A 19,856-nucleotide genomic window follows, 5' to 3' on the forward strand; every position below is an offset into this window, starting at 1 on the left:
GTCATTAGTCATTAGTCATTAGTCATTAGTCATTAGTCATTAGTCATTAGTCATTAGTCATTAGTCATTAGTCATTAGTCATTAGTCATTAGTCATTAGTCATTAGTCATTAGTCATTAGTCATTAGTAAATTCTTAACTATTTACTGTCACCTGTCACCTGTCACCTGTCACCTCTTATTTCTGAAATTCTCTATTATGTTTAACCTATTTCAACCTCAAATAAAATACCAATGTATTTTACAAGCTAGTGAAGAAGATTGTGGAGCAGCTTGTTTAGCTTCCATTTGCAAATATTACGGACGTTTCTTAACCTTAAATAAAAGTCGAGAAGCAGTAGGAACAGGACAACTAGGCACTACTTTATTAGGTTTAAAACGTGGTTCTGATCATCTAGGATTCAATGCGAGAGCCGTTAAAGCCTCACCAGAAATTGTAGATAGAATCAACGAAATTCAACTACCAGCAATTATTCATTGGCGTGGTTATCACTGGGTTATTTTATATGGCAAAAAGGGTAAAAAATATGTAATTGCTGATCCGGCTGTAGGTATTCGCTATATTAAACGCGAAGAATTATTAGCAGCTTGGAATGGAGTAATGCTCTTATTAGAGCCAGATCCAGAGCGTTTTTCTCAACAACCCCAAGAGAAACCCCATGGTGGTTTGTTACGCTTTTTTATGCGGATTTTGCCCTATCGGGGATTGCTAACTCAAGTTTTGATAATCAATATTATCCTGGGTATCTTATCTCTTGGAAGCCCTATTTTAATCCAATTATTAACTGATGATGTTTTAGTTAGGGGAGATATTCAGCTACTCACAGTAGTAGTATCTGCTGTTGTTGTCATGACCATATTTAGTAGTAGTTTGCAAGTCATACAATCTACTATGATTGCCCATTTTGGTCAACGATTACAATTAGGATTAGTCTTGGATTTTGGCAGGAGAATACTGCAATTACCTTTGAGTTATTACGAATCTCGTCGTAGTGGTGAAATTACCAGCCGTTTGGGTGACATTAATGAAATCAATCAGTTAATTTCTCAAGTTGTAGTGCTGTTACCTAGTCAGCTTTTTATTGCTATTATTTCTTTTTGTGTAATGCTTTTTTATAGCTGGCAATTAACAATAGCAGTGATTATTTTTGGGGCTTTAATGACTCTAGCAACTCTGCCCTTCTTACCCATATTGCAACAAAAAACCCGCAGTTTATTAGTTTTAGGTGCAGAAAATCAAGGGGTATTAGTAGAGACTTTTAAAGGCGCACAAGTAATCAAAACAACTAATGCTGCTCCTCAATTTTGGGAGGAATTTCAAAGCCGTTTTGGTCGTTTAGCTAATCTTACTTTCAGTACAATTCAAATCGGAATTATTAACGGTACGGTTGCTAAACTTCTTTCTACCCTTGGTGGTGTAATTTTATTGGGTTTAGGCAGTATGTTAGTAATTAACAACCAATTAACTATTGGTCAAATGTTGGCTTTCAATGCTTTACAAGTGAATGTTTTAGCCTTAATTGGTATTGTGGTCGGATTAGTAGATGAATATTTCCGTTCTCAAACTGCAATTTCTCGTTTATTAGAAGTTATTGATGCCACACCAGAAGTTGTTGGCGGTAGTCAAAAACCAATTGTCCAAATCTCTGGTGATGCGGATATTCATTTTTCCCATCTGACATTTCACCATGCAGGAAGAGTTGATTTATTAGAGAATTTTTCCCTTAAACTTACTGGTGGAAAAGTGATTGCTTTAATTGGTAAATCAGGTTGTGGTAAAAGTACCTTAGCAAAACTAATTGCAGGTTTATATGAGCCAACTTCAGGTAATATCCGCATCGGGGTTTTTAATATTCATGATCTTTCCCTTGATTGTTTGCGACAGCAAGTAGTTTATGTACCCCAAGAACCGCATTTTTGGAGTCGTTCAATTTTAGAGAATTTTCGTTTAGGAATGCCTTCAATTCCTTTTGATCAAATTGTTCAAGCTTGTGAAATTGCTGATGCTGATGGTTTTATTAGTCAATTACCTAATAAGTATCAAACTGTGTTAGGAGAATTTGGGGCAAATCTTTCCGGTGGACAAAGACAAAGATTAGCGATCGCACGGGGAATACTCACAAATCCACCGATTTTAATTTTAGATGAAGCTACCGCAGGATTAGATCCAGTTAGTGAAAGTCACGTTCTAGATCGATTATTGGAATCTCGCAAAGGAAAAACTACAATTTTGATTACCCATCGTCCTAGTGTGGTAAATCGAGCAGATTGGATAGTCTTCATGGATAAAGGTCAAGTGCAAATCCAAGGTAGTCTTGAAAATTTTATTTCTCAGCCAGGAGAACATTTACAATTTCTCACAATCTAAAAATATTCTTCATCCGCTCATTATAAGATTATGATGGAAAATTTTAAACCAGATTATCAGGATTTACTCGTTGATTTATCTGAGACAGAACAAGAGAGTTTAATTTCTGGTAAAAATTTTGATGTGATCGGTAAAACTGATTTTTTCTTACAAACTACTAACATTGACAGTAGCGCAGATAATGAGTTAAATCTAGGAGAAAATGAATCTAGTTCACAAAACAGTAAATATAGGTTGTCACAAATTACCCTAGGTGTATCTTTTAACTTTGGACTAACAAACATTCGCTCAGTTGGTAATAGATGGAGTAGCTTACTCCCTGATATTATCAAGAATTTTTTTTCCTAAATTATAAGAAATTAATTTTCACTTTTCTCATGGAGAGTAATTTATTCTCATCATTTGTCTGTTTAAATTTCAATCAACCCTAAAAAAGCATGATGATTATTTACTTCACCGTAAAAAACATGAGCTAAAAGAAATAAATATTTATTCTGAAATTATAACCAAAGAATAATTTAAAACTGGAAAAAATTATTAATAATAAAAAGATAGGTTGTTACATACCTATACAAGTAAGTGAGGTAAATAATTATGTCTGCTCAAACCAAGAAATCAAATTTGCTCGTTGAATTAAACATAGAAGAACAAGAACTTCTCTCTGGAGGACAGCAACAACAACCATACCGTCAATACGGTCGTGGAATGGATGATGATCGCTATGGTCGTGGTGACGACTATGGTCGCGGCTATTACCCACAACGTTACCCCACCTACATCTGTCGTCCTTATTACGGCCAAGGGTACAGTTCCTAAATTAGTACCTTCTACAGACCGATAGTTTTGTAACTTAGACTTTTCCTGTAGTTCAGGGAGGAGAAAAATCATATCTTAATTGAGAGAATATTGAGAGAATTTCAACAATCTCTTTTTCTTCTCCCTTACTTACAGCAGATTTCGTTTTTATGAGGTACAAATCATAATCATGAAACTCTTGTGGGGTGGGCATCTTACCAGCCCAAAGTGTACCTCATGACACCGGAAAATGCTGTAATACTCCCTTCCCGGTGTAAGATTACCTATCTTTCTTCTGTTCTTCCTTCGTGTTCTTCGCGTCTATGCCTTCGGCACGCTTCGCGAACGTGGTTTATTCAATCGGTATTCTTGGGGTGGGAAAGGAGTAAGAAAATCTTAGTTACAAAATCAAACTCCTGAGTTTTGTAATTCCACAAATATCAAATTTTTTAAATGCAGGGTGTTACCTAAAACTGACAACCCGAAAAATGTAAGTGAGGCAATTAATCATGTCAAATCAAATCAATAAATTGGAATTAGTGGAATTATCCGCAGAACAACAGCAGTTTCTCTCTGGAGGAAGATGCCACTATTCTCCTTGTTATAAACCCAAAAACTGTTGCGGAGAATACAAAGATTACAAACGATATACACCCTCTCCTTGCCCTGATAACTACCCTGGTTTCAATTATTCTGATGGCTATCAGAACTGGGATTAATCAGGTTAATTCCAGATAGAAATTCTCAATCAATAGCAATCAACAAAATTCCCAACTTTGTCGAGAAGTTGGGAGTATGATAATGTGCAAAATGTGCAATCATTCTTAAACATGATTTATGCATCCTGTCAAAAATATATAAATCAAATTTGACCGCTATCGGAGTCCTATATGAATTTAGGATAAGTCAAAAGACAGAAATAATAACTATTAACTTATAACCACAGAATAATTACATTTATCAATACTAATTTTATAAAAAAACTAGGTTCATCAAATTTATAAACCAATTGAGTCAATTAATTGAGGCTAACAATCATGTCAAATCAAAACATCAAATCCGATTTAGTTCAGGATATATCCAGCAATGAACAGGAACTTCTATCTGGTGGTCACTGGGGTGGCTGGGGAGGTGGACCCGGTTGGGGTGGACCCGGTTGGGGTGGACCAGGCTGGGGTCGTCCCTGGCATAAAGGACATCACCATCATCGTCGATGGTGGTAGTGATCTGGAAAAATCCAAAAATTAAGTTTTGCCAATCCACTCCTGTAAAATTGGATTTACCACTTCAGGAGCTTCATCTTGGGGGCAATGTCCCACTCCTTCTAAGGGAATAAATTTTTGCACTTGGGGAAAATTGGCTAACTCTCTACCCAAATCTATTGGTTCCCAAGGGTCAGCCGTTCCCCATAAAATAATCGCTGGACAAGGTAGTACAGGTAAAAGGTCTTCTGGTAATGGTCCACTAGAATAAGATGTAAAGGCCAAAAATACTGCTGCTGCACCTGGATCACTTGCTGGTTTCATTAAAATTTCTATTAATTCATCTGTAACTGTTTCTGCATTACTATAGGCTTGTAAAAGAATCTTTTTGACAGTTTTTGGTTTAGCTAGTTGACTAAAAAAGAAGTTACCAACTGTTTGATTCGATAAAATTCTTTGTAAAATTGGCGCACCAACTCGTTTAGTCCAAGGTAAAGTTAGCCGTTTGCGATCGTGTAACAACCTGAGAGAACAATTCAGCAAAGCAGTTCCTAAAGCTATATCTGGGTTACTTACCGCAGCTTGCATTGCCACAATACAACCAATAGAATTTCCTACTAAAAATGCAGGTTCTCCCACTACTTCCCGACAAAAATCTGCTACTTGCTGTCCCCAGGTTTCCAATGTATAGGTTATTTTCTCTCCTGGTTGCGGTTTAGCGGAAGCGCCAAAACCAATTAAATCAATGGCATAAACCCGACAACTTTCTGCTAAAACTGGTATATTTTTGCGCCAATGTCCGCAAGATGCTCCAAAGCCATGCACCAAAATCACAGCAGGTCCATTAGTGCCTTGGGTTTGATAACAGATAGGGAAGCCTTGCCAAAGCCAGGTTTTGAAGGAGGTAAATACATTTGTAGAAGTTGTCATGGGCAGTTTATCGTTCATAATTCATAATTAATACTCAGGATAGCAGTCTTCTCAACTCCTCATATCCTGACTAGGTAGTGAGCTTGTCCTAAGTTGACAATTTCATAGACAAAACTATACTTATATTGGCAAAAATCAATATATTTTCCGGAAAAAATCAACTACTTGATATATAATACGGTGATATCAAGTATTGAATTGAGACTATTGCCGACGCGAAAACCAAGCAATGATGGTGGTAGTCTTTTTCAGAAACTTAATTGGAACACAATCGCGTTGGGCTACACCGTGAAAGTCTACAGAGGGATAACCGCTCCCATGCTCCCGTTGAAGTAGAAAGTAAAGTCTAGCTTTGTCTAGGTTTTATAGGGCAGGTTAATTAACAGCTTTCCATGACAATGGTTGTTGCATTAAAAAACTATACATGGTTAAGTTTAGATATAATAATGACTCATTGTTTGTTTTCCTAAGTGGAGAAACTAATGGGTCGCGCCAAAAAGGTTGTCTTAGCATATTCTGGTGGAGTAGATACTTCTGTTTGCATCCCCTACCTTAAAGAAGAATGGGGAGTTGAAGAGGTAATCACCCTAGCAGCAGATTTGGGTCAGGGAGATGAATTAGAACCAGTACGAGAAAAAGCTTTAAAATCTGGTGCAAGTGAATCTCTAGTAGCGGATGTCAAAGATAGCTTTGTCCAAGATTACGCATTTCCCGCAATTCAAGCCAATGCACTCTATGAAAATCGTTATCCTCTAGGAACTGCATTAGCTAGACCTTTGATAGCTAAGGTATTAGTAGAAACAGCCGAAAAATATGGTGCGGATGCGATCGCTCACGGTTGTACTGGTAAAGGTAATGATCAAGTACGTTTTGATGTTTCCTGTACAGCACTAAACCCCAACTTAAAAATTCTTGCACCTGCCAGAGAATGGGGAATGAGTCGGGAAGAAACTATTGCTTATGGTGAGCAGTTTGGTATTCCTGCACCCGTAAAAAAATCCTCTCCCTTCAGTATTGACAAAAATTTACTTGGTCGCAGTATCGAAGCTGGTACTTTGGAAGATCCAGCTAACGAACCCCCAGAAGAAATTTATGAAATGACTAAAGCCATAGCTGATACTCCCAATGAACCGGAATATCTGGAAATTGGCTTTACCAAAGGCATTCCCACCACCATCAACGGTACATCAAAAGCACCAGTACAATTAATTCAAGAACTCAATACCATCGTCGGCAATCACGGTATTGGGCGCATTGACATGATTGAAAACCGCCTAGTAGGCATTAAATCACGGGAAATTTACGAATCACCTGCAATGGTGGTGTTAATTAATGCCCATCGTGATTTAGAAAGCCTAACTTTAACAGCAGATGTCACTCAATACAAACGGGGTATTGAAGAAACATATACAAAGCTAGTATACAACGGACTTTGGTACAGTCCACTTAAAGCCGCAGTTGATGCTTTTATTCAACAAACACAGGAAAGAGTTTCTGGTGTTGTGCGGTTAAAACTGTTTAAAGGTAACGCCACCATAGTAGGACGTTGGAGTGATAACACCCTTTATACTCCCGACTTAGCCACCTACGGAGCAGAAGATCAATTTGATCACAAAGCCGCAGAAGGCTTTATCTACGTCTGGGGACTACCTACCCGCATTTGGGCGCAAGGTAATAAGTAATTAGGTGACTGGGGACTGGGGACTGGTGACTGAAATTTTAGATTTTAGATTTTAGATTTTAGATTGAAATTAACCAATCCAAAATCCAAAATCCAAAATCCAAAATTGAATCTCCTATTCCCCCAAATGCTTAACTTGGCGAGATTCCCACCAAATAGGCACAACAATTACAGCAACTAGAATAAGTAAAGCCAAAATTGCAAATTGACTTACCCAAGCTACTAATTGTTCTAGGGAAACAATTCTGCCGGCAAAGAAAGCTAAAGTCACCATGACACCAGCCCAGGCAGAAGCTCCTGCTAAGTTATATACCAGGAATTTACCAAAAGACATTTCGGCAATACCCGCAAGTGGAGCCGCAAAAATTCTCAATAATGCGAAAAAACGACCAAAAAATACAGCTTTAGCAGCATTTTCACTAAATTGATCTTTAATACTCAGCAGTCGGGTTTCAGATATGCGGAATATCTTTCCCACTTGTAACAGGAACGGCCAACCACCAACCCTACCAATCCAATAGCCGAAAGTACCACCTATTACAGCACCTGTAACAGCATCACCCAGAACCAGCCAGTAATTAAGCTCATCACTACCAGCTAGGAAACCGCCCACTAAAGTCACGGTTTCACCAGGAAGAGGAATGCCCAAATTCTCTAGCAAAATTCCCAAAAAAATAGCCCAATAACCGTAAGATTGAGCAAATTCTTGGATGTTTTCTAGTGAAAATAGCTCAAAAGACATCCAGCACCGCCGACTTTACAAATTTTTACTTTTACTATATTTTGGCTTGTCTGGAGTTAGGCTGTCAAATAATTGGTAATTCATTATTGACGGTCATAATCACAAAAACCTGATCATTGCTCTTGTAATCAAAATTGTCTTCTTCCGTATTTCCTGCACGTAAATATATGATAACTATAGAAATAGACATGATATTATGTACATTTCTGAAATGTAATTATTAAAAAGTTATAAAAATACACACAAATTATAAGAAAATAATAACAGTTAAATTGGCTACCGAAATCCACAGTCATTTATGACTATATTGGGAATATCTATCAAATTTTATACTCTCGTTTGTCATGATTCCTGTAGCAGTTCCATAGATATCGACTATAATTGCATTAAGTCCTGTCTGACTAAGAAAAAACAGTATTTACACTGTTGACACTCAATCTTGATTGATATAATTTCCATTTTCTGAACATTTCAACTGCCCTGTTCAACTACCCAGTTAAATTCATGACTCTTACACAAGAACGCCAAGTGATTTTGTTCAAACCTCAAGGAAGCATAGACTTACAGGTTGGTACAGCCTTGAGTGAAAAGATGGCTGGAGTAAAACCTCAACCTGATCAACTCTGGGTTATCGATCTCGCAGAAGTTGAATTCATGGATAGCTCTGGTTTAGTTCCCCTAGTTCAAGCACTGAAAGCTGTACGCGAAAGCGGTTGTCGCTTAGTTCTTTGCAACGTGCAAGCTCCTGTAAGATTAGTATTGGAACTTACTCACCTAGATTCAGTGTTTGAGATAGTTAATGATTGCGAAGATATATTTTCTCATCTCAATAAGCAAAGTCTAGTGACAGTAGGCTAAATTCTCGGCTTTTCTTAGGAAAAATAGCCAATTTAAGAATATTTTTTCGCTTGTCATATTGACAGCACATTACTGGATATAATCACCCTTTAAATTCTCGCTCTAGCAAGCTGAATCTCTATTGCACCTGCAAAATATTACTAGGTTGACTAGAGGTTTGGCCGCTAGGCGATACAAATTGATAAAACCTGAGAAAAAGTCCGAATAGCAATTAATTTTAGCAATAAACTACTTGCTTTAAAAAAATAATTAATCAGACAATTACAGCAGGAGTCAGGAGTCAGGAGTAAAACTAGCTTAGTGTATAGGTTTCAATTTAGATTCTGTACCTAATGTATCTGCAATCTGCTGTAATCTGAATATAAACTTCTAAATTACCATATCCGTCTAAACATTTTGCGGAGTAGATATATTTTCCTGTCCAGATATAGGACTAGAAAAGTTTGGCAAATCTATACCACTATGACTTGAGTGGCGAGTTTTGAGTGCTAACCGATAACTTACACTTTGTAGTTCAGCTTGTAGTTGACGATTTTCTCTTTGTAACATTGCCACTTTCTCCCTGACTGGAGTCATTCTTTCCTCAAACTTACGACGGTAAATTTGTGGTAATTCTTGTACTACTTGCTCTAACATCCGACTGCGATCAGTCAATTCTTGAACTGACTGTCGTAATTGGTAAATTTCCGAGTCACGAGAGGCAATTTGCTCTTGGTAAAACGTTACTTGCTCTTCCACAGCTTGGAGTTGTTCCTTTAAAGCATCTAACTGACTCAAATCATACTCAGGTTCAGCCTTTTGCGGAATAAAGCTAGTATTACCCTTAACCAGCCGGAACAGTTCTTGAGATAGCTGTTGCACTAATTGGTCTCTTAGTTGCAACTCTTGATGCAACTGCGATACTTCAGTAGAAAGTGCTTGGATTTCGGGTGTGTTAGATTGGCTCACAGCGATTTATCTCTTAGGAATAACTGCGACAATATTAACTTTATTAACTTTGGTAAGTAAGTGCTAGGGACAAAAATAAAATATTTTAAAACTATTTATTATGATGTCCTTTCCTATACTGTATATGTATGAAAAAAACACTTACGTCATGATTTTATTCAAAACATATCGCAATTAGGAGAAATTGACAACTGTTAGAATCGTAAACTTATCTAAATGGGAGGAATCCCCGAAGAATTCCTCACTCAGAACTTTTTAAGCAGCTACAGCTTCTTTATCTGACTTGTCTTCTTTTATTTCCTGCTTGATTGTTAAGTAGCGAATTACCTCTTCGCTCAATCTCATAGCACGTTCAAAAGGAGCGATCGCACCTGCTGGGGCTGTGTAGTTAAATTGGATGTAGATGCCGTCACGGTGTCTGTTGATTTCATAAGCCAGACGACGCTTCCCACGATTTTGAATTTCAATATTCTGTGCGCCTTGTTCAGTCAACAAGTTCTGGTATTTAGTAACCGCTTGTTCTACCTGCTCATCTCCCAAATCAGGGCGGAGAATGTACATTGTCTCGTAAACTGTGGTCATATATTTTTAGTCACCTTATGGACAAAAAAGGCTGCTGATATAGATTTATACAAGTAAAACAGATGAGTTACTGGTCAAAATCAACATCGGAAGCAACAAGGAATTATAATCTTACCAGTTTTCGATGAAAATCATCAGCCTCATCCGCCGAAATTTGCATCTCTAAGGATATTAATCAAAGTTATGGCGCAACGCTATGTGCGAGTTAAGAGTCAAGAAGGAAAAATTTACTATGGTTTGCTGCAATTATCCCTAAACGTGGAAGTTTTGGACGCTCCACCTTGGTTAGAAGGGCAACCCACTGATTTAATTTTAGAACCGGACAAATACAGACTCCTAGCTCCCTGTTCACCCTCGAAAATTGTGGCTGTAGGAAAGAACTATGCTGACCATGCAGCAGAAATGGGAACTTCCGTACCCGATGAACCGCTGATTTTCCTCAAACCACCCACCACAGTTATCGCCTCAGAAATGGAAATCAAATATCCTCCACAGTCACAACGGGTAGACTATGAAGGAGAATTAGCGTTAGTGATAGGCGATCGCACCAGTGACTGTACACCAGAGGCAGCCCAAAGCAAAATTTGGGGCTATACCATTGCCAATGATGTTACAGCCAGAGATTTACAAAAAAAAGATGCCCAATGGACAAGAGGCAAAGGTTTTGATACATTTTGCCCTTTAGGTCCTTGGATTGTGCGAGAATTGAACCCAGGAGCGAGATTACAAACCTTTTTGAATGATGATCCCCATCCTGCCCAATCTGCTGGTATTGATCAGATGGTGTTTTCCCCAGATTTTTTAGTGTCTTATATCAGTCAAGTGATGACACTATTACCTGGGGATGTAGTGCTAACAGGTACACCCTTTGGCGTGGGACCATTAAATATAGGCGATCGCGTCCGTGTAGAAATTGAAGGTATTGGCCGCCTGGAAAACATAGTTATCCGACGATAATTATTGTTTGAGATTTTGGGAACAGCTGATCCTCAAAACTGTTAATCCAAAATCCAAAATCTAAAATCCAAAATCTAAAATTGGTATTTAACCTAACGCACCTGCATATAAACAGCATCAGAAATGGCTGGTATTTCTGCATAACGGCCATTTAAAGACTGGAATACAGAATAAACAACAGAGGCCACAATTCCTAAAAAGATAGTATTGGCTAAAGTTTCAATTGCAAAGCCAGCACCAGGGATAGGAGTTAAAATTCGCAGCAGTATGGAAACCAAAAATATCACAATATCTAAGAGAATTGCCTGCATGGCGTTGTACCGAATAAAATGGTTGATTTTCTCATTTCTCACCACAAAGATGAACAGTCCAAAAAACACAACTATTTGTCCTATCGGACCCAAGGCATTATAAACTGCTTGAACTGGTAGAACAGGCAACAACAGCACTCCTAAGAATGGAAACTGTCTCAACAAAAAGCTACCAAAGATTAAACTGTCAATTAAAGGCAGTAAATAAGGCAAACAAGCAAAAATTCGGTCAGGAACAGTTGTAGAGCCGCGCCAATTCATGGTAAATTCTCCTATGGCTAAATTTTTATAGCTATTTGTCCATAGGATAACGCAGTTGCTTGATATTGCTGATAAATTAGATTATTTTATATTGGCGAGTCGGAAACCCATCATACACTCAAACTGTTCTGCTTGCTGTTCTGTAAATTTGCGAACAGCTTGACCACAACGCAGCTTACCCTCATGCCAACGGGGTTTACCGCTATTGTTAGCAAGCCAACAAGATTGGCAAACTTGCTCAGGGGCAAAGATTTGATCATCCGTTACAATAACTAACATCGCAACACCTCCATCGCTCCTTTTGGCATCAAGGCAGGAACTCACAAAATAGCAAATAAATAAAATAGTAAATGTTTGCTAACTGCATATAGTTTTATTGTATATTATGTATTTTGGATCTTAATTTTTCTTAGTCAAAATTAATACGAATATTTTTCTAGTTAATTATAGGCAGAATTCCACAGATGAAATTTACAACCCCTTGGTTGATACATGAAAATATTGACCCTGAAACGAGACGCAAGCCCCAGGCTTTTAGACATGGGGATAAGTCGATAGCGACTTTAGTCGCATTAAAGCGATTGATTGGCTTTAGCCACATTCAAAATTGTATAGAATAATTCATCCAATCTGTATTAAAACTTCATGTTATTATGCAGGAAAATATCGAAAATCAGAAAAATGTCTAATTATGGATGCCAACAACACTTAATCAATCCTGATGAAAATTTAGCTGCTATTCTGGAATTTTTGTGTGGAGAATCAGCTAAACTTGCTAATTGCGGAACTTATTACGCAAGACAATTGTATTTTAAAACTGGCAGGATACCTGGAAAATACGATTTGCATAAATTATTTAAAAGCAACGTCCATTTTCAAGCAATGTATTCACACGTTGCTCAACAATGTTTAACTACAGTTGCAGAATCTTTTAATTCATTCATCGGATTACTTAAAGGAATTAAAGAAGGAACAGTTGAGCAACGCCCGAAGCTCCCTGGGTATCGGAAAGGTGGACTAGCTTTAGTTACTTATCCAAAAGCAGATGTAAAACTCAAAGAAGGGCTTTTAAGGTTTACTCTTGGCATTAAAGTAAAAACGTGGTTTGGATTAGATGCTTTTTACTTGCCAATGCCGTCAAATATCGAGTTTAAAAGCATTAAAGAATTGAGGATTTTACCGAGAAACAAGTGTTTTTACATCGAATATGTGTACAAGCAGCCTGATGTTGCGGTTGCTCTAGATAAGTCTAGAGCATTAGGGATAGACCACGGCATAAATAATTGGTTAACTTGCATTTCTAATATTGGAACAAGTTTTATTATTGATGGAAAGCATTTAAAATCAATGAATCAATGGTACAACAAACGGATTGCTACCATTAAAGAAAATAAAACTCAAGGATTCTGGAATGAGAAATTAGCCCACATCACTGAAAAACGCAATCGTCAAGCCAGGGATGCCGTTAATAAAGCTGCAAGATTGGTAATTAATCATTGCTTAACTAACAACATTGGCACAATTGTATTTGGGTGGAATAAAAAACAAAAAGATAACACTGATATGGGAAAACTTAATAATCAAAAGTTTGTTCAAATTCCATCAGCTAAATTAAAAAACCGTATTCAGCAATTATGCAACCAATATAAAATTCAATTTGTAGAAACAGAGGAATCATATACTTCAAAAGCTTCATTTTTAGATGGTGATGTGCTACCTACATTTCGTGCAAAACCGGAAGGGTGGCAATCATCAGGAAAGCGTGTGAATCGTGGATTGTTCAGAACAGCAAAAAATATTTTATTAAATGCCGATGCTAACGGAGCAGCTAATATTTTAGTTAAAGTAGCGATAAAACTAGGTCTAGACCTCAGTGGAATCAGTAGGGTGTCTTTGATAGCACCGTTGAAGGTTCGTTTGTGGACTATTCAAGAATCCCCCGGCTTTTAGCCGTGGGGAGTATCAATTCCTTTAGCTTAAATAATGAAGTCAAAATTCAAAGGCAATTAAAATAACAGTTATAACGCTGTTATTACCGTGCTGTACTGCCAACCAAATCTCACGTTTTACCAATTTATCAAAGGATAATTCCCGTGAACAAGACAAACTCAGACATTCTTAAATCATCAGATCCTGCTGTTAACGACTTAATCAACCAAGAACTACAACGGCAACGGGATCACCTAGAATTGATAGCTAGTGAAAACTTTACCTCTGCTGCTGTACTAGCCGCCCAAGGTTCAGTATTAACCAATAAATACGCCGAAGGCTTACCAGGTAAACGCTACTATGGTGGTTGTGAATTTGTTGACAAAATTGAACAAATAGCCATTGACAGAGCTAAACAATTATTTGGTGCTGCTCATGCTAACGTGCAACCCCATTCTGGCGCACAAGCTAACTTTGCTGTCTTCCTCACCCTACTAGAACCTGGTGACACCATTATGGGCATGGACTTGTCCCATGGTGGACACCTCACCCACGGTTCACCCGTGAACGTTTCCGGCAAATGGTTTCAAGTGCGTCACTATGGAGTTAGCAAAGAAACAGAACAGCTTGATTATGATCAAATTCGTGATTTAGCAATTAAAGAACGTCCAAAACTGTTAATTTGCGGTTATTCAGCCTATCCCCGGATCATAGACTTTGAAAAATTCCGTAGTATAGCTGATGAAGTGGGAGCTTACTTATTAGCTGATATTGCTCACATTGCTGGGTTAGTAGCTACAGGACATCATCCTAACCCTCTTCCCTATTGTGATGTAGTGACAACCACCACCCATAAAACCTTGCGAGGTCCCAGAGGAGGCTTGATTTTAACCCGTGATGAAGAACTCGGTAAAAAGTTTGATAAATCAGTATTTCCTGGTACTCAAGGCGGACCATTAGAACACGTAATAGCAGGTAAAGCTGTAGCATTTGGGGAAGCATTGAAACCTGAATTTACAACTTATTCTGGTCACGTGATTGAAAATGCTCGTGCTTTAGCCTCCCAACTGCAAAATCGAGGTTTAAAATTAGTATCTAATGGCACAGATAATCATTTAATGCTAGTAGATTTACGTTCTGTGGGTATGACAGGTAAAAAAGCAGATAGATTAGTGAGTGAGGTAAATATCACCGCTAACAAAAATACAGTGCCTTTTGATCCAGAATCACCATTTGTTACCAGTGGATTGAGATTAGGTTCACCAGCCATGACCACAAGGGGTTTAGGAGTGGCAGAATTTACAGAAATTGGGAATATTATTAGCGATCGCCTACTTTCCCCAGATTCTAAAACAGTAGCAGAAGATTGCCGTCGTCGAGTCGCCGCCTTGTGCGATCGCTTTCCCCTGTATCCTCACCTAGAAATTCCCGTACCTGTCCTAGCTTAAAAAGCATTCATGCACCAACCAGAAGCAGCCCTAATAGCAACTGCTTTAGCTGGTGCAGTCTTGGGATTTCTATGCTACAACGTCAATCCCGCTCCAATCTTTAGGGTGATAGAGGATCTTAATTGTATCGGCTAGATATCCCAAATGCTTCGACCTGCCCCCATAAATAGGTTCCATAATTTCTTTTCTGGAGATGTCTACTGTAAATTCAATACTTTTCGGTCAACTAATAACATATAAATCATGTAGGGTGGGTTGAGGAACGAAACCCAACTTTTACAAGCGTTTCTTGGGTTTCAGATTTTTCCCAATCACCAATCACCAATCACCAATCACCAGTCCCATGAGTGCAGAAATTATTTGTGTTGGTACTGAATTATTGCTAGGAGATATTCTCAACAGCAACGCTCAATTTATCGCCCAGCAGTTAGCACAGTTAGGCATTCCTCACTACTATCAAACTGTAGTTGGGGATAATCCCGAAAGACTCAAACAAGTGATTGAAATTGCCACTTCCAGAGTGCAAATTCTGATTTTCACAGGTGGTTTAGGACCCACACCAGATGATTTAACCTGTGAAACCATTGCGGACTTTTTCGGTGTTCCCTTAGTAGAAAGTGCCGAAATCCTAGAAGATATAACTCAGAAATTTGCCCAAAGGGGACGGGTAATGTCTCCTAGCAACCGCAAACAAGCTTTAATTCCCCAAGGTGCGAAAATTTTACCAAATCCCACAGGAACAGCACCGGGTATTATTTGGCAACCCCGTCCAGGATTAACAGTTTTGACTTTCCCTGGTGTTCCTAGTGAAATGCACCGAATGTGGACTGAAACAGCAGTACATTTTCTGAAAAGTCAGGGTTGGGGGCAGGAAATTATTTATAGCCGCAGTTTGAAATTTTGGGGTATTGGTGAATCAGCCTTAGCAGAAAAAGTATCTGCTTATTTGAATTTACCTAACCCAACAGTCGCACCTTACGCTGGCAAGGGAGAAGTTAGGCTGCGAATTTCTGCCAAAGCCCCTGATGAAAAAGCAGCAGAGGAATTAATTGCACCTGTGGAAAAGCAACTCAAGGAAATTGCTGGCTTAGATTATTACGGTGCGGATAATGATACCTTGGCTTCTGTTGTTGGTGAGTTGTTGCGATCTTCAGGACAAACTTTATCAGTAGCAGAATCTTGTACTGGTGGGGGATTGGGACAAATACTAACAGAAATTCCTGGCAGTTCTGATTACTTTTGGGGTGGGGTAATTTCCTACGATAACACCGTGAAAGTTAGATTGTTGGGGGTTAACCCTGAAGATTTAGATCAGTTTGGGGCTGTGAGTGCTACTGTAGCCGAACAAATGGCTGTTGGCGTGAGAAATCTTCTCCAAACTACTTGGGGATTAAGTATTACTGGAATTGCAGGACCCAGCGGAGGTACTGCTACAAAACCTGTGGGTTTGGTGTATATTGGTATGGCTGGTCCTGGAAATGAGGTGACAAGTTATGAGTGTAAATTTGGAAATATGAAAAATCGCTCTTTCATTCGCCATCTCAGTGCTTGCACAGCATTAGACAATTTACGTCGTTCAGTTATAGTGAGGAAATCAGTATAAGAGGAGATCGAAGAATCGGTATAACAGATAGCCCAAACTCTTGCCTCTTGCCTGTCTTCACCACAAGACTTTTTCAGCAACCCCTCATGATCTAGACTACATCCCTATGACCAAAATTATGGTATATATAATCAATACTCTATGCAATTTGAACAAAATCCTTGTTCAATTTATGTTCTGCTTGCAAAAATTATTTATCATGACTTTTGCCCTATTTTACTGATATCAACCCTGGAAAATCCTAATATGGCGTTTCAGATCATGTAAAATGCTCGTTAATCTATTCCTAAGTAAAAAAAGTGATTTCACTGAGTTATTTTGTCCGGAACAATTTTAAATTGATTGGATGTTAAGAGGACAATGCTGTATAAGTTATATGACAGGTAAGAAAAAATTCCATGCCAATAACCTAACAGGCTTTAAAGATGTCAAGGACAATAACTGGTTTGCGAAAGAACATAATTTAGTGAATAAATTCACGGTTCTCTATTCTGGTGATATGGGTCGGTGTCACGATATGGAGCTTGTCCTAAGTTGACCATTTTATAGACAATAATATACTTATGTTGACAAAAATGGACATAAGTTAGCTCAGAAAAATGCCAACTTGATATATAATCCTCAGATATCAAGTATTGAATCAGACTATTACCGACGCGAAAACCAAGCATTGATAGTGATATTCTGTTTCCAAATCTTAACCTGAGAAAGATCGCGTTGGGCTACAGCGTGCAAGTCTACGGAGGGATAACCGCTCCCATGCTCCCGTTGAAGTAGAAAGTAAAGTCTAGCTTTGTTTAGGTTTTATATAGCAGGTAAATGATTTAGGACTAACTAATTTTCTGTTTCTGTTTTATTAAGAAAAAAAGTGCTACCTTATTATCTGACAGCTTGCGATCTGTCTTTGGTGAGTGTTGAAGCAGGGATGAAAAGCCTGGTTGCACCTAGTAAACTACACCCAGCTTTAGCATCGGGCAGAACAATAGCCGTAATTTATCCAAAATATTCTTATTTGCGACAGATGATGGCTAATAGCAAGTGTGTGGGGTAACTGTTGAAAATAGTGATAGTATGACTCAAACTACATCTATTCGACTGCTGAATAGCGATCGCAAATTAGCAAAACTGATGGACAAAGCATCTCGAAAATATTTGCAATCAAATTTTACGCAGCCAATTATTGCAAACCAATATTTTTGTGTGCTACAACATTCTAGTTTGTCGTCCATAACCTAAACTGTTTCAATCAGCACAAATGTGATAAAATGTCCCACAGGATTACAAAACTTAGTTTTTAGAATTTAATAACTTAAATTTTCAATGAGGAGCAGGGCTTTGATGGTCTTATTGATCTCAGTCCCTCCGCCGCAACCTTCTGGTGATCTTTTTCGATCAAAATTGAGGAGGCCGAAGTGCAGAGAAGGTGTGACCGAAATCGGAATCGTTCCAAGCGTAGAGCTATATATTGTCCAGTACATAACTGCTACATGGATAGCATGAGTCAGAAATACAGTTTATTTGCGGAAAGACCTGGACAACTACAGGAGAGAGGCATCAGACGAAAAGAAGCTCTGATGTTAATCGCAGCCAAAACCGCAGTTCCTTTAGAGGGTGAGTGGTTAGAGGCTTTTTGGTGTGAAGATTGCCAAGAAACTAAATGGTATCACGTCCGTAAACGTGAATCTGTATATCATTTATCATTAGCACCAACAGAACTTTGGCAACAAGCAACAGGAGTCATTAATCCCCATCGTAATCCTTCTGTGAGTGAGTTCACATTCAAGCAGTCTCGTGTTGTCGGTGGTAACAACATCAAAGATTTTTGGATTAATAACAACTAATCAGGGTTTGCTGTTAATAGGTTAATATAAATATTATTAAAGCTGGTAAAGGTTTCATGAAGGTTTCATAAAGGTTTTAGATTAAAGAAAATATCGAGTCCCTCTTTGTCTGAAACTGACTATGATATGAGCCTGAAAAAAGTTCATGAAATAATTAATAATACTGAATCAATGTGGCTCTTGCGTCTGTTTTATGGAGGTGGAGGATTGAATAACTAAATGAAAACGGACAAGTTATTCTATCGAATTTTCCTGAATCAACCCTCATTAATAGCCGAATTAATACCGGGTATTCCTGATGATTGTGAATTTGAATATAACGCACCCGTCATCAAAGAAACAGAAACTCGTTTGGATGGATTATTAACTCCCATTAGTAATAATCTGAATATACCTTTAATCTTTCTCGAAGCACAAATGCAAAGAGATGGTAAATTTTATGGTCGTTATTTTAGCGGAATATTCAACTATCTTGATCAATACAAAACAGAACGAAATTGGCATGGATTACTAATTTTAAGAAACCAGCGTCTGGAATTAGGATCACAAATCCCCTATAAAAACTTGCTTAATACTCAAGTAGAAAGATTATACTTAGAAGACTTATTAGACCAAGAAAATTTAACCCCTAATTTAGCGTTATTAAGATTAATCGTCACACCTGAAGCCCAAGCAGCATCAGCCGCTAGACAAATTTTAGACAGTGCCACTTCGGAAACGGAATTTAGATTAAAATTAGATTTAGTAGAAGCAATATTAGTCAACAAATTCACTCAATTAACCATAGAGGAGATTCAAAAAATGCTTAATCTGAGAGAAGCTGATGTGACTCAAACTCGTTTTTATCAAGAAGTTTTGCAAATTGGCGAAAAACGTGGTGAAAAACGTGGTGAAAAACGTGGTGAAAAACTTGGTCTCCAAAAAGGAGAAGCTAATCTCGCTATTCGCTTGTTAAACCGCCGTTGTGGAAACATATCAGAAGATTTAGAATTTAAAGTGCGATCGCTCTCTATTCCTGAATTAGAATCTTTAGGAGAAGCTTTATTAGATTTTCAAAATATATCAGATTTAGAAAAATGGTTAGAAGATAATCAATAACTCAGAGGATGTTTGAGAAGTAAGAAAGCCCACATAACGGTATCCTCCCAGTAGAGAAAACACGTAAGTAGGACAGCTTTAAGAGAGCTATGAATCCATAAAAATGCGTTAGCTTGAAAGGAGGCAGGGAGCAGGGAGTAGGGAGCAGGGAGCAGGGAGCAAGGGGAAGTTAATAACCCAATCACCAATCACCAATCACCAATCACCAATCACCAATCACCAATCACCAATCACCAATCACCAATCACCAATCACCAATCACCAATCACCAATCACCAATCACCAATCACCAATCACCAATCAC

At 38.2% G+C, this 19,856-nt stretch carries 20 protein-coding genes and 1 pseudogene; 15 read left to right on the forward strand and 6 right to left on the reverse strand.

From position 1 onward, the window contains the following. The first annotated feature begins 197 nt into the window (after nucleotides 1-197). The 5 genes from IQ237_RS24225 (at nucleotide 198) to IQ237_RS24245 (ending at nucleotide 4,384) form a co-directional block, all read left to right on the forward strand. Nucleotides 198-2,366 carry a peptidase domain-containing ABC transporter gene (locus IQ237_RS24225; RefSeq protein WP_194059744.1) on the forward strand — a complete coding sequence of 723 codons (2,169 nt, stop codon included), beginning with the start codon at nucleotides 198-200 and terminating at the stop codon, nucleotides 2,364-2,366. 33 nt (nucleotides 2,367-2,399) lie between these two features. After that, entirely contained in the window at nucleotides 2,400-2,714 is a 315-nt protein-coding gene (locus IQ237_RS24230; RefSeq protein ID WP_194059746.1) for a hypothetical protein, read from the forward strand. A gap of 246 nt (nucleotides 2,715-2,960) precedes the next feature. Beyond that, on the forward strand, nucleotides 2,961-3,182 hold the full coding sequence (locus IQ237_RS24235; protein WP_194059748.1) for a hypothetical protein: 222 nt from the start codon (nucleotides 2,961-2,963) through the stop codon (nucleotides 3,180-3,182). A 488-nt stretch (nucleotides 3,183-3,670) separates the two neighbouring features. Next, nucleotides 3,671-3,880 carry a hypothetical protein gene (locus IQ237_RS24240; protein ID WP_194059750.1) on the forward strand — a complete coding sequence of 70 codons (210 nt, stop codon included), beginning with the start codon at nucleotides 3,671-3,673 and terminating at the stop codon, nucleotides 3,878-3,880. A 318-nt stretch (nucleotides 3,881-4,198) separates the two neighbouring features. Beyond that, on the forward strand, nucleotides 4,199-4,384 hold the full coding sequence (locus IQ237_RS24245; RefSeq protein ID WP_194059752.1) for a hypothetical protein: 186 nt from the start codon (nucleotides 4,199-4,201) through the stop codon (nucleotides 4,382-4,384). Nucleotides 4,385-4,405: 21 nt separating this feature from the next. Here the strand turns inward: IQ237_RS24245 and IQ237_RS24250 are convergent, their stop codons facing one another. Beyond that, the gene (locus tag IQ237_RS24250; RefSeq protein ID WP_194059771.1) at nucleotides 4,406-5,293 is read right to left on the reverse strand and encodes an alpha/beta fold hydrolase; all 888 of its coding nucleotides are present in this window, start codon (nucleotides 5,291-5,293) and stop codon (nucleotides 4,406-4,408) included. Between the two features lie 482 nt (nucleotides 5,294-5,775). Here IQ237_RS24250 and IQ237_RS24255 point away from each other — a divergent pair, with 482 nt between their 5' ends. Further along, nucleotides 5,776-6,975: an argininosuccinate synthase gene (locus tag IQ237_RS24255; protein ID WP_194059754.1), complete on the forward strand. Its 1,200-nt coding sequence runs from the start codon at nucleotides 5,776-5,778 to the stop codon at nucleotides 6,973-6,975. A 114-nt stretch (nucleotides 6,976-7,089) separates the two neighbouring features. Here the strand turns inward: IQ237_RS24255 and IQ237_RS24260 are convergent, their stop codons facing one another. Continuing rightward, nucleotides 7,090-7,716 (reverse strand): DedA family protein, encoded by a 627-nt coding sequence (locus IQ237_RS24260; protein ID WP_096569393.1) that lies wholly within the window; start codon nucleotides 7,714-7,716, stop codon nucleotides 7,090-7,092. A 504-nt stretch (nucleotides 7,717-8,220) separates the two neighbouring features. On the opposite strand from IQ237_RS24260, the gene IQ237_RS24265 reads away from it, so the two are divergent. Then, entirely contained in the window at nucleotides 8,221-8,574 is a 354-nt protein-coding gene (locus IQ237_RS24265) for an STAS domain-containing protein (protein WP_194059756.1), read from the forward strand. A 387-nt stretch (nucleotides 8,575-8,961) separates the two neighbouring features. On the opposite strand, the gene IQ237_RS24270 is transcribed toward IQ237_RS24265, so the two are convergent. Next, nucleotides 8,962-9,522, reverse strand: a complete 561-nt coding sequence (locus tag IQ237_RS24270) for an Npun_F5560 family protein (protein ID WP_194059757.1) — start codon at nucleotides 9,520-9,522, stop codon at nucleotides 8,962-8,964. A 255-nt stretch (nucleotides 9,523-9,777) separates the two neighbouring features. Beyond that, nucleotides 9,778-10,104, reverse strand: a complete 327-nt coding sequence (gene rpsF / locus IQ237_RS24275; RefSeq protein ID WP_194059758.1) for a 30S ribosomal protein S6 — start codon at nucleotides 10,102-10,104, stop codon at nucleotides 9,778-9,780. Between the two features lie 183 nt (nucleotides 10,105-10,287). Here rpsF and IQ237_RS24280 point away from each other — a divergent pair, with 183 nt between their 5' ends. Next, complete coding sequence (locus tag IQ237_RS24280) at nucleotides 10,288-11,061, forward strand: fumarylacetoacetate hydrolase family protein (RefSeq protein ID WP_194059759.1); 774 nt, start codon at nucleotides 10,288-10,290, stop codon at nucleotides 11,059-11,061. A 92-nt stretch (nucleotides 11,062-11,153) separates the two neighbouring features. Here IQ237_RS24280 and IQ237_RS24285 read toward each other — a convergent pair whose 3' ends face one another. Together IQ237_RS24285 and IQ237_RS24290 are read right to left on the reverse strand one after the other, a co-directional pair. Beyond that, nucleotides 11,154-11,633: a Tic20 family protein gene (locus IQ237_RS24285; RefSeq protein WP_194059760.1), complete on the reverse strand. Its 480-nt coding sequence runs from the start codon at nucleotides 11,631-11,633 to the stop codon at nucleotides 11,154-11,156. Nucleotides 11,634-11,714: 81 nt separating this feature from the next. Further along, on the reverse strand, nucleotides 11,715-11,912 hold the full coding sequence (locus IQ237_RS24290) for a hypothetical protein (protein ID WP_194059761.1): 198 nt from the start codon (nucleotides 11,910-11,912) through the stop codon (nucleotides 11,715-11,717). A gap of 402 nt (nucleotides 11,913-12,314) precedes the next feature. On the opposite strand from IQ237_RS24290, the gene IQ237_RS24295 reads away from it, so the two are divergent. The 7 genes and pseudogenes from IQ237_RS24295 to IQ237_RS24325 all read left to right on the forward strand — a co-directional run bounded on the left by IQ237_RS24295 (nucleotide 12,315) and on the right by IQ237_RS24325 (nucleotide 19,552). After that, the gene (locus tag IQ237_RS24295) at nucleotides 12,315-13,583 is read left to right on the forward strand and encodes an RNA-guided endonuclease TnpB family protein (RefSeq protein ID WP_194059762.1); all 1,269 of its coding nucleotides are present in this window, start codon (nucleotides 12,315-12,317) and stop codon (nucleotides 13,581-13,583) included. 143 nt (nucleotides 13,584-13,726) lie between these two features. Next, complete coding sequence (glyA, locus tag IQ237_RS24300) at nucleotides 13,727-15,010, forward strand: serine hydroxymethyltransferase (RefSeq protein ID WP_194059763.1); 1,284 nt, start codon at nucleotides 13,727-13,729, stop codon at nucleotides 15,008-15,010. 9 nt (nucleotides 15,011-15,019) lie between these two features. Beyond that, complete coding sequence (locus IQ237_RS27085; protein ID WP_375539920.1) at nucleotides 15,020-15,145, forward strand: hypothetical protein; 126 nt, start codon at nucleotides 15,020-15,022, stop codon at nucleotides 15,143-15,145. Between the two features lie 208 nt (nucleotides 15,146-15,353). Then, the gene (locus IQ237_RS24310) at nucleotides 15,354-16,613 is read left to right on the forward strand and encodes a competence/damage-inducible protein A (protein WP_194059765.1); all 1,260 of its coding nucleotides are present in this window, start codon (nucleotides 15,354-15,356) and stop codon (nucleotides 16,611-16,613) included. Nucleotides 16,614-17,428: 815 nt separating this feature from the next. Next, nucleotides 17,429-17,849, forward strand: a pseudogene (locus IQ237_RS24315) (glycosyltransferase WbuB); the annotation flags it as partial. Nucleotides 17,850-18,025: 176 nt separating this feature from the next. Next, nucleotides 18,026-18,454: a hypothetical protein gene (locus tag IQ237_RS24320; protein ID WP_194059767.1), complete on the forward strand. Its 429-nt coding sequence runs from the start codon at nucleotides 18,026-18,028 to the stop codon at nucleotides 18,452-18,454. Between the two features lie 219 nt (nucleotides 18,455-18,673). Continuing rightward, nucleotides 18,674-19,552: a DUF2887 domain-containing protein gene (locus IQ237_RS24325; protein ID WP_194059769.1), complete on the forward strand. Its 879-nt coding sequence runs from the start codon at nucleotides 18,674-18,676 to the stop codon at nucleotides 19,550-19,552. Nucleotides 19,553-19,856 lie beyond the last annotated feature (304 nt).

The organism is Sphaerospermopsis sp. LEGE 08334, assembly GCF_015207205.1.
Classification (GTDB): domain Bacteria; phylum Cyanobacteriota; class Cyanobacteriia; order Cyanobacteriales; family Nostocaceae; genus Sphaerospermopsis.

Excerpts from the sequence above, each read along its gene's own strand:
- IQ237_RS24260 (WP_096569393.1), bottom strand. The coding sequence starts at position 7,716 with ATGTCTTTTGAGCTATTTTCACTAGAAAACATCCAAGAATTTGCTCAA.
- IQ237_RS24325 (WP_194059769.1), top strand. The coding sequence starts at position 18,674 with ATGAAAACGGACAAGTTATTCTATCGAATTTTCCTGAATCAACCCTCA.
- IQ237_RS24290 (WP_194059761.1), bottom strand. The coding sequence starts at position 11,912 with ATGTTAGTTATTGTAACGGATGATCAAATCTTTGCCCCTGAGCAAGTT.
- IQ237_RS24285 (WP_194059760.1), bottom strand. The coding sequence starts at position 11,633 with ATGAATTGGCGCGGCTCTACAACTGTTCCTGACCGAATTTTTGCTTGT.
- IQ237_RS27085 (WP_375539920.1), top strand. The coding sequence starts at position 15,020 with ATGCACCAACCAGAAGCAGCCCTAATAGCAACTGCTTTAGCTGGTGCA.
- rpsF (WP_194059758.1), bottom strand. The coding sequence starts at position 10,104 with ATGACCACAGTTTACGAGACAATGTACATTCTCCGCCCTGATTTGGGA.
- IQ237_RS24280 (WP_194059759.1), top strand. The coding sequence starts at position 10,288 with ATGGCGCAACGCTATGTGCGAGTTAAGAGTCAAGAAGGAAAAATTTAC.
- IQ237_RS24245 (WP_194059752.1), top strand. The coding sequence starts at position 4,199 with ATGTCAAATCAAAACATCAAATCCGATTTAGTTCAGGATATATCCAGC.
- IQ237_RS24265 (WP_194059756.1), top strand. The coding sequence starts at position 8,221 with ATGACTCTTACACAAGAACGCCAAGTGATTTTGTTCAAACCTCAAGGA.
- IQ237_RS24250 (WP_194059771.1), bottom strand. The coding sequence starts at position 5,293 with ATGACAACTTCTACAAATGTATTTACCTCCTTCAAAACCTGGCTTTGG.
- IQ237_RS24310 (WP_194059765.1), top strand. The coding sequence starts at position 15,354 with ATGAGTGCAGAAATTATTTGTGTTGGTACTGAATTATTGCTAGGAGAT.
- IQ237_RS24235 (WP_194059748.1), top strand. The coding sequence starts at position 2,961 with ATGTCTGCTCAAACCAAGAAATCAAATTTGCTCGTTGAATTAAACATA.
- IQ237_RS24240 (WP_194059750.1), top strand. The coding sequence starts at position 3,671 with ATGTCAAATCAAATCAATAAATTGGAATTAGTGGAATTATCCGCAGAA.
- IQ237_RS24295 (WP_194059762.1), top strand. The coding sequence starts at position 12,315 with ATGTCTAATTATGGATGCCAACAACACTTAATCAATCCTGATGAAAAT.
- IQ237_RS24230 (WP_194059746.1), top strand. The coding sequence starts at position 2,400 with ATGGAAAATTTTAAACCAGATTATCAGGATTTACTCGTTGATTTATCT.
- IQ237_RS24225 (WP_194059744.1), top strand. The coding sequence starts at position 198 with ATGTTTAACCTATTTCAACCTCAAATAAAATACCAATGTATTTTACAA.
- IQ237_RS24255 (WP_194059754.1), top strand. The coding sequence starts at position 5,776 with ATGGGTCGCGCCAAAAAGGTTGTCTTAGCATATTCTGGTGGAGTAGAT.